Here is a 14700-nt window from a genome sequence, read left to right on the forward strand (position 1 = left end):
AATTATTGTTAACTTTTAGATAATTTTAAGTAGATATTAAGATATTATGAGTTATAATATTTGAAAAGGAAAAGAAATGAAAACAAAAAATATTTTGCTTGAAAATTTCCCAAAAGAGTTAGAAAATTTAAAAAAAATAGCACTTAATCTCTGGTGGAGCTGGAATCCGAGAGCAAGAGAGCTTTTTAAGATAATTGACCCTTTTTTATGGGAATATGTTAATCATAATCCTATTGCTCTTTTAAATAGTTTAAATGATGATGATTATAAAAATTTGATTAATAATCATGAATTTATGAAAGAATATCATTTGGTTTCAGCCCTTTTTAAAGATTATTTAAATTCTTCTAAAATTTATACCGATGAAAATACATATAAAATAGCCTATTTTTGTGCAGAATTTGGGCTTCACCATTCTCTTCCGATTTACAGCGGAGGGCTTGGATTCTTAGCAGGGGATGTTTTAAAAGAGTCAAGCGATATGAATATACCGATGGTTGGTATCGGATTTATGTATTCAAACGGTTATGTCAAGCAGGTTATCGGAAGTGACGGGTGGCAACATGGTGAAAATCAACCTATTAATAAAGATGAAGCTCCTATTGAGAGGGTGTTAGATAAAAATGGGAATCATTTAATAATTCAGGTACCATTTATTGATCCGCCTATTTACACTGCTGTTTGGAAAGTAAATGTAGGAAAGATAGAGCTTTATCTGCTCGATACCGATATTGAACAAAATTCTCCTTGGGATAGGGGTATCAGTTCCCATCTTTATACTCCGGATATGCAACAAAGACTTCGCCAGCAAATTGTACTTGGCATTGGTGGATATGCGGTACTTGAAACACTTGGAATAAAATATTCCATTTTGCATCTAAATGAGGGGCATCCCGCATTTGCACTGTTTGAAAGGATTAGATATTTTATTAATCAGGGATTAAGTAAAGAAGAAGCAATAAAAAAAGTAAAATCAACTTCTATTTTTACAACCCATACACCTCTAGCAGCGGCAACGGATGTGTATTCTTTTGAAAATGTGGGTAATTATTTTAAAGATTATGTAAAAAATATTAAAATGGATTTAAATGAATTTTTCTCTTTTGGAATAAATCCTGATGATCCACATGGATTTAATATGACAATTCTCGCTATGAATTTATCTGACAATATTAATGCGGTATCTAAAAAGCATAAAATTGTTACAGAAAATATATGGAAAAATTTTTTAATTAAAACGGATAAAAAAATTGATTATGTAACCAACGGGGTTCATATACCTACATGGATAAATGAAGATTTATATAAAATGTATGATGAATTGATAGGAAACTGGCTTGAAATTCAAGATGATGCAAACGCTTTTGATATTATAGATGATATTGATGATAAAAAACTTTGGAAAATGCATAAGAAATATAAAAAACTTATGGTTGATTTTATAAATAAAAAAGCTCAGAAAAAGTGGGAAAGCGGGGCTGATCCTCTGGTTGTAATAGCCGAAGGGGCATTGCTTGATAATGATATTTTAACGGTTACATTTGCCAGAAGAATGACAGGTTATAAAAGACCTGATTTAATATTAAAAGATTTGGACAGACTCTATTCCATAATTCACAATCCCAGACGTCCTATTCAGATTATTTTTTCCGGAAAAGCACATCCTGCAGATACTCCTGGAAAACAGATAATTCAGAGAATTTTTAAAGTCTGTGAGGATCCAAAAAGCAGAGGAAGAATAGCCTTTGTTGAAGATTATAACGAAGAAGTTGCAAAATATCTGATAAGAGGCAGTGATATTTGGCTTAATAATCCGAGGCTTCCACTCGAGGCAAGCGGGACAAGCGGTATGAAAGCAGAAATTAATGGCAATGTTCATCTCTCAAGCCTTGATGGATGGTGGCCTGAAGGTTTTAACGGAAAAAACGGGTTTACAATAGGCGGTGAAATCAGTGATGATGAAAAAGATGCCCAGAGTATTTATGAAAATTTGGAACGAATTGCCAATCTTTATTATGACAGGGATGATTTAAATTATCCAAAAAAATGGATTCAGATAAAAAAGGAAGCTATAAAATCAGTTACTCCAAATTTCAGTGCAAGAAGAATGATGAAAGATTATTTAAATAAATTCTATCTTAAAATTTCATCAAATTTAAGGAGAGGAAAATGATTCAAATAAAAAAACAAAAAAATAAAGCATGGGTTAGTTTTTATTTTAATGGTGATGCCAATGAGGTTTATATTAAAGGAAGTTGGAATAACTGGGAAAAAGAACCTATGAAAAAGAAAAAAGACGGAAGTTTTTATATAAGAAAATCTCTTCCTCTTAATCAAACTTTTGAATTTGGGTATTTGGCAGATGGAAAATGGTATGCAGATGATAGTTGTGAGGTAGTTCCTACGCCTTTTAATTCAAAAAATTCTATTTTAAAGTTATAAGGGAGAAAGAATGAGAGAATATACAGCGGTTATTATGGCAGGGGGATTTGGGACTAGAATCCAACCACTTACCCATTCAACTCCAAAACCTATGCTTCCTATTACAAATATTCCGATGATGGAGCATATTTTAGAAAAACTTGTTGATGTCGGGATGCGGGAAGTTGTTATTTTGCTTTATTACAAACCTGGGGTTATTAAGAATCATTTTGGTGATGGGAGCAAATGGGGTGTGAAAATTAATTATGTCTTGCCTGATAGTGATTATGGGACAGCCGGGGCTGTAAAAAAGGCCGAGGAATTTCTAAAAAAACCTTTTTTAATAATAAGTGGGGATTTGGTAACAGATTTTGATTTAAAAAAAATTTTTGCTTTTCATGAAGAAAAACAATCAAAACTGACTATTACGCTAACTACTGTAAACAATCCGCTCCAGTTTGGAATAGTTATTGTAAATGAAGAAGGAGTTATAGAGCAGTTTTTAGAGAAACCTAGCTGGGGAGAAGTTTTTAGTGATACAATCAATACGGGTATTTATGTGATTGAGCCTGAAATACTTGATTTTATCCCTAAAAATTCTCCTTTCGATTTTTCAAAAGATCTGTTTCCTAAACTTATGGAAAAAGGAATTAAACTTTATGGATATACAGCAAAAGGATATTGGAGAGATGTGGGAAATCCCGATGCATACAGAGATGTGCATATTGATATCTTCAATGGAAAAGTTAAATACAATTATCCTGGAAAAAGAATCAGATATATAGATGGTGTTTTGCATTTGATGGGTGAAGCAAAAATTGATAAAAGTGTGGAAATTATAGGAGAAGTGGTGCTTGATGACGGGGTTGTTTTGGAAAAAGGGGTAAAACTTCAAAACTGCTCAATCGGAAAAAATACAAAAATAGGAATGAACTCTAAAATAAGGGATTCTGTAATTTGGGAAAATGTAAATATCGGTGAAAACTGTGTGTTTGATTACAGTGTCATTTGTAAAAATACTATTATTGAAAATGATGTTGTGGCTAAGAATGGGTGCGTAATAGCTGAGAATGTAAAGGTTGGAAAACTCACAAAAATTGAAAAAGATGTAACTATATGGCCTGATAAAGAAATAGAACCGGCTTCTATTGTTACAAGTAATGTAGTATTTGGTACAAAATATAAAAATGCCATTTTTCAAAACGGAATTGCAAGAGGAAAGGTAAATACGGAAATAAGCTGTGATATGGCCTGTAAGCTTGGTGAGGCTTTTGGCTCTTTACTTCCAAAAGGTGCAAAAGTAATGGTTGGAAGAGATGAAACAAGAAATGCGAGAATGTTAAAAAGAGCGTTTGTAGGAGGTTTGCTTTCCACAGGAATAGATGTTGTAGATTTAAAAGCGATTCCCCCTAGTATTTTAAGATTTAATATTAATGAAAATGAAGATATAAAAGCTGGGGTGTATTTTAGACTTGCGTTAAATAATCCTGGAAATATAGAGATCATAATTTTTAATGAATACGGACTTAGAATAAATTCTTCTATTTCAAAAGCGCTTGAGAAGAATTATTTTAATGAAAAATTTAGAAGAGTGGAATTTAATGAAGTTGGTGAAATTCATGATTTTGACGTAAATATTTTTGAATATATAAAAAAATATGAAAACAGAATAAAGGAGGTAATTGACCATCATATTATTAAAAATAATGAATTTAAAATAGTAGTTGATTTAATGTTTGGAATTACAAAAGAGATTTTTCCAAAAATTTTAAATGATATGAAAATAGAAAATATTATTTTAAATGCATATTCCGATGAAAATAGACTGCTTAATATTTATTCTTACAAAGAAAAAGCAAAAGAGGAAATCTCAAAAATTGTAACTTCTCTTAAATTTGATATGGGAGCTATGGTTTTCCCTCATGGTCAGAGGCTTAATTTAGTAACAGAAAAAGGGGAAGTGCTTGATAAAATAAAAGGGCTTGTAGCAATTTTGAATTTGATGAACATAGATGCAAAAGAAAATAATAAAAAATATAAAGTGTTTTTACCAATGTGGGCACCAGATTTTATGGACGAATATTTCAAATATTTAGAAATAAAAAGAGGAAGATATTCCAATTTTGATTATAAACAAATAAATGAATATGATTTAATTGCCACAATTGACGGAAATTTTGCGTTTACTGAATTTGCCCCTCATAGGGATGCTCTTTTTAGTTTACTTAAAATTATGGAACTTTTAACAAGACATAATTTAAAACTGAGTGAAATAGCAAAAATAAAAACTACTTTTTATTACAAAAAAGAAAAAATTGAGTGCCCTCAGTTTAAAAAAGGTAAAGTGATGAAAGAATTTTTAAATTTAGCAAAGACTAAAAAATACAAGAAAAACGGAGGTGTAAAATTATATGAAGAAGATAATAACTGGATTTTACTGCTTCCGGATGAAACAACTGAACATATAAATATTTATATTCAGGCTGAAAATGAAAAAATTGGTAAAACAATGTTAAAAAAATACACTGATTTAATAAAACAATGGATAGCTTGAATTTACTTTGGCATATGCATCAGCCTTTTTATTATTATAAAAGTAAAATTTATCTTCCGTGGGTTTTTTTGCATGCGATTAAAGATTATTATGATATGGCAAACATTGCAAGTAAATATAATGTAAAAGTCAGTTTTAATTTAACTCCTTCTCTTTTACTTCAGTTGGATGAAATTGATGAAAATAAAGATTATTTTTTATCTTTGCTTTTAAAAAAAAATTTGGAAAACAACGAAAAAGAATATGTTTTAAATATTATTAAAAGCGTTTATGTTGAAACAATGGTAAAGCCTTATAAGAAATTTTATTTTCTTTTTAACAAAAATAATTTAACCCAAAAAGACTTTAATGATTTAGAGGTTTTTTATCTTCTCTCCTGGTGCGGAGAGGAGCTTAAAAAAAGAAGATTTATACAAAATTATCTAAATAAAGAGAGTTTTACTTATGAAGAAAAAGAAGAACTTATTTTTTATCTTTTAGAATTTGTAAAAGGGATTATCCCTTTTTATAAAATATTGCAGGATATTGGAAAAATACAAATTACGACAAGCCCTTTTTCCCATCCGATACTGCCGCTTTTGTTTAATATGGAAAATGCAAAAAAGGCGAATCCTAAGGTAGTTTTGCCAAAAATTTATTTTCCCCTAAAAGATGATGCTTTTATGCATATAAAAAAAGCAAAAGAAATTTATAAAAAATTTTTTGGATTTTATCCTAAAGCTTTCTGGCCGGCAGAGGGTGGAATAAGTGAAGAAGTGATAGATGCTTTTAGGGATGAAGGTATCAATATTACATTCAGCGGGGATGATGTTTTAAAAAAAGTAGAAAGTGATATTTATTCCCCTTATGAATATAACGGGGTTAAACTGTTTTTCAGGGACAGGTATTTGAGCGATTTAATCGGATTTAATTATAAATATTTTGAAGTAGATGATGCTGTGAATCATTTCAAAAGGGAAATTGACAACAGACCGGGTAATATAACGGTTATTTTAGACGGGGAAAATGCGTGGGAATATTATAAGAATCCGTATCAGTTTTTGCATAAATTTTATGAAATGCTTGAGAGTAAAAATACAAAATTTTTTGATGAGGTTGAGAGTGTAAAAAAACTGAATAAAATAATTCCCGGAAGCTGGATAAACGGGGATTTTAACACCTGGGTGGGAGACGAGGAGAAAAACAGGGCTTGGGAGATGTTATTTTTATCAAAAAAAGAAATAACTGATGATGAAAATTATCTGTATGTTGAAGGTAGTGACTGGTTTTGGTGGTATGGAAGAGGACATGAAAGTGTTCAAAATGAAATATATGACGAAATTTTCAGAAATTATTTAATGGATGTTTTTAAAAAACATAAAAAGAAGATTCCAGCATTTTTAGTTATTAAAAATTTTCATAAAAAAACTTACTTTGTTCCGCAAAAATTTATTTTAACCCCAAGAATTGATGGAAAAACCAACTTTTTTGAATGGGTAGGAGCAGGGGAGATAAAAGAAAATTTCGGAGCGCTTGCAGGGAATATTCCAAAAATATATTATGCAATAGATGAAAAAAATTTATATCTTAGAATCGATGATTCAAAATATGAATTTAGGGAATTTAAAAATGTAAAAGGAGAAATAGTGGAGGCTGTGGGTGAAAGAAGAGAATTTTTAAGATTTACATTAAAAGGGGAAAATTTTGAGATGATACTTCCAAGCGAAATAATAAAACTTGAACTTAATGAAATTTATAAAAACTGGTTTGTATGATGCTTTTTGGAGTTCATTTACACCAGCCTGTGGATAATTTTGACTGGGTTATAGAAAAGGCGGTTAATGAGTGTTACGGTCCTTTTTTTGAAACTTTAAGTAAATATCCCGAATTTAAATTTGCTTTTCATTCAAGCGGTTGGATAATGGAAAAAATAAAAAATGATTACAGAGATGTTTTTGAAAGTATAAAAAAGTGTAATATTGAATTTTTTACAGGCGGCTATTATGAACCTGTTTTGGTTTCCATTCCAAGTGAGGACAGAATTTATCAGATACAAAAATTAAATAATTTTTTAAAAGAAAATTTTAATGCCGCCCCTTCTGGGCTTTGGCTGACTGAAAGAGTATGGGATGATGAAATTGTAAGTGATTTAAAAAGAGTTGGTGTTGAATACGTAATTGTGGATGATTATCATTTTTATGCAAGCGGATATAAAAAAATAAACGGATATTATTTAACGGGTATGTTTAAAAAAATTGCACTTTTTCCTATTTCTAAAGAGCTCCGTTATGCCATCCCTTTTAAAAAAGTTGGTGTTGCAATTAATCTTTTGAAAAATAATCTTGTAATGTTTGATGATATAGAGAAATTTGGGCTTTGGCCTGAGACAAAAAAAAGAGTTTATAAAGAAAAATGGCTTGAAGAGTTTGTTGAAAAAACGATTGACAAATCTATGCATTTTAGAGATTTTTATAAAAACAATAAACCTATTGCCTATGCTTTTATAGAAAATCTCTCATACGAAGAAATGACAGAATGGGTACTGGATGCCGAAGATATAATAAAACTGAAAAAAGAAAAACAAAACTGTCACTTTGCAAAAGGAAGTATCTGGAAGAGATTTTTTTATAAATATAAAGAAAGTAATTATCTTCATAAAAGAATGCTTGAGAGTATAAAGAATGAAAGTTATTATAAACTTCAGACAAATGATGTATACTGGCATGGAATTTTTGGCGGGCTTTATCTTCCAAATCTAAGAGATAACGCTTATAAATATCTGATTGAGTGTGATAATGGGATGGATGAATGTAAAGACATTGATTTTGACGGAAGTAAAGAAATAAAAAAAGTTTTTGAAAATTCCATTTTTGTTTTTAATTCTAGGGGTGAGCTTATTGAATTTGACAATAAAATTGAAAAAATCAATTATTTAAATACGATTAAAAGATATAAAGAATTTTACCATCTTCAAGATATTGAAAATAAAGAAAAAAAAGAAGTTAAAACAATTCATGAAATGGATATAAAAATAGATAAAAAAATTTATTTTGACGATTATTACAGATATTCTTTTGTTTTAAGAAAAAAAGATGAGGTGAATTTGGATAAACTTATAAAAAATGAAACTTCTTATTTAGAGTTAGAATATTATGTTAATTTTGAGAATGATAAAATTATTTTTAAAAATGAAAAAATTACAAAAATTTTTAAATTGAGTGATAAAAAAATTGAATACGAAATAAAAGGTGAAGCATTGCTTGAATTTAATTTTCATTTTTATGATTATGATGAAATAAAAGAGGGTGAATTTGAAGGAGATGGGTTTAAATTTCATGATTTAAGGCTGAAATTTGATAATACGAGATATTTTGTTTATTTAATAAAAACGTATAATCTTACGGAAAAGGGACTGCAGGAGACAATTCAGGGGGTAAGCATTGTAATAGAAAATCCTGGAAAAGGGGAAATTTGTTTTGAATAGTTTAAGATATGATTTATTAAGAGATGAATATGTAATAATAGCTCCAAACAGACTCCATAGGCCCGATATGGTTTATGAAATAAAAACAAAATATCCCAAAATTTGTCCTTTTTGTCCGGGAAATGAGAATATGAGCGAAAAAGAAATTTTAAGATTTAATGAATACGGAAAATGGGTTTTAAGGGTGGTACCAAATAAATTTAGAAGCCTTGCAATTGAAAATCCTTATTATTTTAAAGAATATGAGGCTGGAGCGTATGGAGCCCATGAAGTTATCATTGATACAAACAGGCATATTAAGTTTTTTGAATTTGAAAAAAAGGAATTTATAAATTTATTTAAGGCTATAAAACTTAGATATAATGATTTAAAAAATGATGTTAAATTAAAACATTTTATCTGTTTTAAAAATGAAGGTATAAAAGCGGGTGCCACCCAATCTCATCCCCATACCCAGATTTTGGCGCTTCCAATTATACCTATATTTAAAATAAAAGAATTTGATAGATACAGGGCATTTTTTGAAGAAAATGGAAAAACAATATTTAAAAAGTATTTGGAAATTGAAGATTTAGTGATTTTTGAAAATGATGAATTTACGGCTCTTTTGCCAAAGGCATCAAAGTTTGCTTTTGAAATTAGGATAATTAATAAAAAAGGTATTGATTTTAGTGAGGAAAAACTTGCCGAAGTGTTTGAATTTTTAAAAATTATGCCAAAAATTATTGGCGAATTTGATTTTAATATTATTTTTAATTTTCCACCTTTAGGGGAAAATGGTGAATGGTTTAATTTTAATATTGAATTTATACCAAGACTTTTTGGTATAGCGGGCGGCGAATTTGGAGGTATTTATACAAACGTAGTGGCACCGGAGATGGCAAAAAAGGCTTTTGATGATTTTGGCAATTGATATCGGCGGGACATTTTTCAGATATAAATTCGGTGATGTTTTTGAAATTAAAAAGACAAAAAATATTGATATAATAGATGAAATTTTAAAATTAATAAAAACTTTTAAACCTGAGAGGCTTGGAATTTCATTTGCAGGGCAGGTATTTGATGGAAAAATTTTATCTTCTCCAAATATTAAGGTTAAAGAAATAGATTTAAAAAAATTAATAAAAATCCCGTTTATTTTGGAAAATGATTTAAACTGTGCAGCAGTGGCTGAGAGCAGATATTATAACTGTGATTTTTTGGTGGCTTTATATTCAGGTACAGGGCTTGGTGCGGGGATTGTTGAAAATGGAAAACTACTTAGGGGATATATGAATTTAGCGGGAGAAATTGGACATATTCCTTATAAAGAAACTCCGTTTGTCTGCGGGTGCGGGAAAAATGACTGTCTTGAGTTTTTTGCAAGTTCCAAGGTTGAAAAGGTTGGGACATTTGAAGATTATAAAGAGGCTTTAAGTAAAGCTGTCGGAACTGTGGCTGCTTTGTTTAACCCTCAAATTATAGTATTAGGCGGGGGATATTATCTGCATCACAGGTTTGAAATAGACCAAAAATATATCCCAAATTTTGATAAATTAAAAATAAAAGTTACAAAATTAAAAGATGCTTCGCTTAGTGGGGCTGAAATTTTAGTAAAGGAAGAGTTATGAATATAATGTTTGCAAGCAGTGAGGTTGCACCATTTGCAAAAACAGGGGGACTTGCAGATGTAAGCGCGGCTTTGCCTAAGGCTTTAAGTAAATTAGGGCATAATGTAAAAATTATAATGCCAAGATACTATAACATAAACCCTGCAAATTTAGAAAAACTTCCATTTAGTATAGGAGTGCCCATAGGAGGGCTTGGAACTTTGTGGGCGGGGGTTTATAAAAGTTATCTGCCGGGAAGCAGGGTTGAAGTTTATTTTATAGATTATGAGGAGTTTTTTGGAAGAAGCGGAATTTATGCCGATGAAAACGGTTATTCTTATGTGGATAATGATAAAAGATTTATATTTTTTACAATTGCCGTTTTTGAACTTGCTTTAGCACTGAAATTTGATGTGGATATTTTTCATTTTAACGACTGGCAAACAGCTGCAGGTACAGCCTTACTTAAATACAGATACAACTGGCTTTTTCCTAAATCAAAAAGTGTTTTGACAATCCATAATCTTGAACATCAGGGGGTATTTAGCAAAGATGCGTTTAATTATTTGATGATTGACTGGAGTCATTTTAATTTATATGAATTTGAGGCAATGGGACTTACAAATCTGTTAAAAGGAGGAATTGCGGCTGCAGATAAAATTACAACCGTATCACCCACATATGCAAAAGAGATTCAAACGCCTGAATTTGGATTTGGACTGCAGGAGCATATAAAAGCCCATTCATATAAACTTGTTGGAATTTTAAACGGGGTTGATTATGATGAATGGAATCCGAAAACGGATAAGTTAATTCCTTTTAATTATGATGTTGAAAATATTGAAATAAAGAGAAAAAATAAACTAATCCTGCAGGAGAGAATGGGACTGGAAAAAAACGAAAGAAAATGTTTAATAGGACTTGTGAGCCGCTTTGCAAAACAAAAGGGGATAGAACTGATTGCCGCATCAATGGTGGGGTTACTTCATTTGAATGCCGATTTTGTTTTCCTTGGAAGTGGCGAAAAGTGGGCGGAGGGATTTTTTAGCGATATATCTTCAAGATATGCGAATTTCAGGGTTTATGTAGGATACAACAATGAACTTGCCCATTTAATAGAAGCCGGAAGCGATATCTTTTTAATGCCAAGTATGTTTGAACCGTGCGGACTTAATCAGATGTATTCCCTGCGTTACGGAACACCTCCAATTGTTAGGGCAGTAGGTGGATTAAATGATACAGTTGAAAATTATAATCCTTTCACAAAAGATGGAACAGGGTTTAAATTTTACGACCCGACCCGTGAGGCGTTAATCAATACGACAAAATGGGCGGTTGATAGTTATTATAAAGATGAGGGATATAAGATAATTCAAAAAAGAGGAATGCAAAAAAGATTTTCCTGGGAGAGGAGTGCAAAAGAGTATGAAAAAATTTATAAAGAGCTGGTATGAAAGGGTTTGATTTATATCTTTTTAAAGAGGGGACTCACAGATATCTTTATAAACATCTTGGAAGTTTTATAAAGAAAAACGGGGTGTTTTTCAGGGTTTGGGCTCCTCATGCAAAAAGTGTAAGTGTAATTGGGGATTTTAACAATTGGAACAGAAATGCCAATCCTTTAATTAAAAACGGTGAATTTTGGGAAGGATTTGTTGAGGGGGCTAGAAAAGGTGATAAATACAAATATTTTATAATCGGCGCTTACAATCAGGAGATGGAAAAAATAGACCCTTTTGCCAGATATTTTGAAAAGCCTCCAAAATCTGCAAGTATAATTTGGGAAGATGATTATAGATTTTCTGATGAATTGTGGCTTAAAAAAAGAAATCAAAATTTTGATAAGCCTTTTAGCATTTATGAAGTTCATCTTGGAAGCTGGAATAAAAAATATGAAAATTATGTTGATTTGGCAGAGGCTCTGAGTAGATACATTAAAAAAATGGGTTTTACTCATATAGAAATAATGCCAATTACCGAATATCCGTTTGACGGGTCGTGGGGATATCAGGCTGTTGGTTATTTTGCACCGACTGCTAGATATGGAAGACCGGAGGAATTTAAAAAATTTGTTGATATTATGCATCAAAATAATATTGGGGTTATACTTGACTGGGTACCAAGCCATTTTGCGGTTGACGGGCACGGGCTTATTACTTACGACGGTACTGCCCTGTATGAACATCCTTCACCTCTTAAGGGATATCATCCTGAATGGAAAAGCCATATTTTTGATTATGAAAAAGGTGAGGTGAGGTCATTTTTAATAAGCTCGGCAATTTACTGGCTGAAAGAATTTCATATAGACGCAATCAGGGTTGATGCCGTGGCTTCTATGATTTATCTTGATTATGCAAGGGATGAATGGATACCAAACAAATATGGAGGCAGGGAAAATCTTGAAGCCATTAAATTTTTAAAAGATTTAAACAAAGCGTGCTTCAAAGAAGTAAGCGGCATTACAATGATAGCTGAAGAATCAACCGCATATCCGGCTGTTACAAAACCGGAAGGGCTTGGTTTTGGATATAAATGGAATATGGGTTGGATGAACGATACGCTTAAATATTTTGAGTATGACCCGGTTTTCAGGCAGTATCATCACCACGAGCTTGCTTTTTCTTTTAAATATATGTACAGCGAAAATTATATCCTGCCGCTTTCTCACGATGAAGTGGTTCACGGTAAAAAATCGTTAATTGGTAAAATGCCAGGAAACTATGAAGAAAAATTTGCAAATTTAAGGACACTTTTTGCTTACATGTATGCACATCCCGGTAAAAAGCTTCTATTTATGGGGGGAGAAATTGCCCAGTTTAAAGAGTGGGCTTATAAAGAAAGTATTGAATGGTTTTTATTAGATTATGAAAAACACAAAGGTGTTCAGAATTTAGTAAAAAAGCTCAATAATATTTATAAAAAAGAAAAAGCGCTTTGGCTTGACTGTAACTCGGAAGGATTTGAATGGATAAACGAACTTGATTATCAAAGAAATGTGATTTCATTCATAAGAAAAAATGAAAATGAAAAAATTATAATCATCTGTAATTTTTCAGGTGCTAAATATGAAAATTATTTAATAGGCGCTCCTGAAGGGGAATACAAGGAAATTTTAAATTCTCAAAATAAAAAATTCGGAGGCTTTTTGTCTGATAGGGGAAAAATTTATAAAACACAAAAGAAAGAATGCTGCGGCAGGGATTATTCAATAACACTAGATTTATATCCATTCAGTGTGATTTATCTTAAAAAATTTTAATATAATTTAAAAAAAGGAGAAACAGTGGATATCAGGCATATTTTCAGGGAATATGACATAAGAGGAATTTTTGAGAAGGATTTAAACGAAAAAGTTGTTAAATTAATCGGATATTTTTTAGGGGAAAAAATAAAAGGTGAATATGTATTGGTAAGTTTTGATGCAAGGACTCACTCTCCAATTCTTAAAGACTGGCTGGTTAGCGGACTTAACAAAGCTGGTAAAAAAGTAATAAATGCTGGAATGCTTCCGACCGGAGTTAATTATTTTGGAAATTTTGTGCCTTTATGTCTTGAAGGCAAAGGAAAAGTAAATGTAGGTGGAAGTGTTCAAATAACCGGTTCGCACAATCCTCCTGAATACAACGGATTTAAAATAACTATTGATAAAAAACCTTTTTTTGGAAAAGATATTTATTCTCTTGGAGATGAAATTATTAAAAATATTGATTTGGAAATTGAAAATAATACTGAAGCAATTGAATATAATTTAAAAGAAGATTATGTAAATTATATTGTAAATCAGTTTTCTCATCTTAAAAATATGGAATTAAATGCAGTGTTTGATTGTGGAAACGGGGTTGCCGGGGTAGTTCTTAAGGATATTTTAGAAAAACTTAAAATTCAAAATTACGAAATTTTATTTGAAGAGCCGGACGGAACATTTCCAAACCATCATCCAGACCCTACTATTGAAAAGAATTTAAAATGGGTGAGTGTTGCTATTAAAAACGGAAGGGATTACGGTTTCGCTTATGACGGGGATGCTGACAGAATTGCATTTTTGGATAAAAAATATAACTATAAAGGTGATATTTTACTTTACTTTTTTGCAAAAAATATGAAAAATCCTTGTGTTATAAGCGAAGTAAAAGCTTCTCAGATTGTTTATGATGCAATAGATAAATTTGGAAAAGCCATAATGTATAAAACAGGACACAGCAACCTAAAAACTCTTCTTTATGAGAAAAACTGTGATATGGCGGCGGAAGTCAGCGGGCATATTTTCTTTAACGACAGATACTTCGGGGTGGATGATGCAATTTATGTAACGTTTAGAATAATGGAACTTATTGATAAAGGCTTTGATTTTGCGGGAGAATATGAAAAATTGCCAAAAGTTTATAATACAGATGAAATAAAAATAAAAACAACAGAAGATAAAAAATTTAGAATCATTGAAAATATTAAAAAATATTTAGAAGAAAATAAAGGTAAACTAAATATAAAAAAAATAATTGATATTGACGGCGTGAGAGTTGTTTTTGAAAACGGATGGGGGCTAGTGAGAGCCAGTAACACTACTCCTGTGCTTGTTACAAGATTTGAAGCAAATTCTAAAGAAGCATTGGAAAAAATAGAAAAGACAATGAAAGAAATAATTAATAAATTTCTATAATGATATAATTTCAAAA

At 30.9% G+C, this 14700-nt stretch carries 10 protein-coding genes; all 10 read left to right on the forward strand.

What is annotated here, in order from left to right; translation table 11 throughout:
• Positions 1 to 76: 76 nt before the first annotated feature.
• From glgP to LNAT_RS03855, 10 genes are read left to right on the forward strand one after another with little or no spacing between them, the layout of a single operon-like run.
• The gene (glgP, locus tag LNAT_RS03810; RefSeq protein WP_096258587.1) at positions 77 to 2173 is read left to right on the forward strand and encodes an alpha-glucan family phosphorylase; all 2097 of its coding nucleotides are present in this window, start codon (positions 77 to 79) and stop codon (positions 2171 to 2173) included.
• Entirely contained in the window at positions 2170 to 2442 is a 273-nt protein-coding gene (locus LNAT_RS03815; RefSeq protein WP_096258588.1) for an early set domain-containing protein, read from the forward strand. Before glgP ends, LNAT_RS03815 begins: the two co-directional genes overlap by 4 nt.
• 10 nt (positions 2443 to 2452) lie before the next feature.
• On the forward strand, positions 2453 to 4975 hold the full coding sequence (locus tag LNAT_RS03820; RefSeq protein ID WP_096258589.1) for a sugar phosphate nucleotidyltransferase: 2523 nt from the start codon (positions 2453 to 2455) through the stop codon (positions 4973 to 4975).
• The gene (locus LNAT_RS03825; RefSeq protein ID WP_172413493.1) at positions 4972 to 6729 is read left to right on the forward strand and encodes a glycoside hydrolase family 57 protein; all 1758 of its coding nucleotides are present in this window, start codon (positions 4972 to 4974) and stop codon (positions 6727 to 6729) included. Before LNAT_RS03820 ends, LNAT_RS03825 begins: the two co-directional genes overlap by 4 nt.
• Positions 6729 to 8438: an alpha-amylase/4-alpha-glucanotransferase domain-containing protein gene (locus LNAT_RS03830; protein WP_238593982.1), complete on the forward strand. Its 1710-nt coding sequence runs from the start codon at positions 6729 to 6731 to the stop codon at positions 8436 to 8438. The genes LNAT_RS03825 and LNAT_RS03830 overlap by 1 nt, the downstream gene beginning before the upstream one ends.
• Entirely contained in the window at positions 8431 to 9351 is a 921-nt protein-coding gene (locus LNAT_RS03835) for a galactose-1-phosphate uridylyltransferase (protein WP_172413494.1), read from the forward strand. The genes LNAT_RS03830 and LNAT_RS03835 overlap by 8 nt, the downstream gene beginning before the upstream one ends.
• Positions 9335 to 10048 carry an ROK family protein gene (locus tag LNAT_RS03840; protein ID WP_096258593.1) on the forward strand — a complete coding sequence of 238 codons (714 nt, stop codon included), beginning with the start codon at positions 9335 to 9337 and terminating at the stop codon, positions 10046 to 10048. Before LNAT_RS03835 ends, LNAT_RS03840 begins: the two co-directional genes overlap by 17 nt.
• On the forward strand, positions 10045 to 11481 hold the full coding sequence (locus LNAT_RS03845) for a glycogen synthase (protein WP_096258594.1): 1437 nt from the start codon (positions 10045 to 10047) through the stop codon (positions 11479 to 11481). The genes LNAT_RS03840 and LNAT_RS03845 overlap by 4 nt, the downstream gene beginning before the upstream one ends.
• Positions 11478 to 13286, forward strand: a complete 1809-nt coding sequence (gene glgB, locus LNAT_RS03850; RefSeq protein WP_096258595.1) for a 1,4-alpha-glucan branching protein GlgB — start codon at positions 11478 to 11480, stop codon at positions 13284 to 13286. The genes LNAT_RS03845 and glgB overlap by 4 nt, the downstream gene beginning before the upstream one ends.
• Before the next feature lie 30 nt (positions 13287 to 13316).
• Positions 13317 to 14684 carry a phosphomannomutase/phosphoglucomutase gene (locus LNAT_RS03855; RefSeq protein WP_096258780.1) on the forward strand — a complete coding sequence of 456 codons (1368 nt, stop codon included), beginning with the start codon at positions 13317 to 13319 and terminating at the stop codon, positions 14682 to 14684.
• Positions 14685 to 14700 lie beyond the last annotated feature (16 nt).

The sequence above is a fragment of the Lebetimonas natsushimae genome, assembly GCF_002335445.1.
In the GTDB taxonomy this organism is placed as follows: Bacteria; Campylobacterota; Campylobacteria; order Campylobacterales; family Nautiliaceae; genus Lebetimonas; species Lebetimonas natsushimae.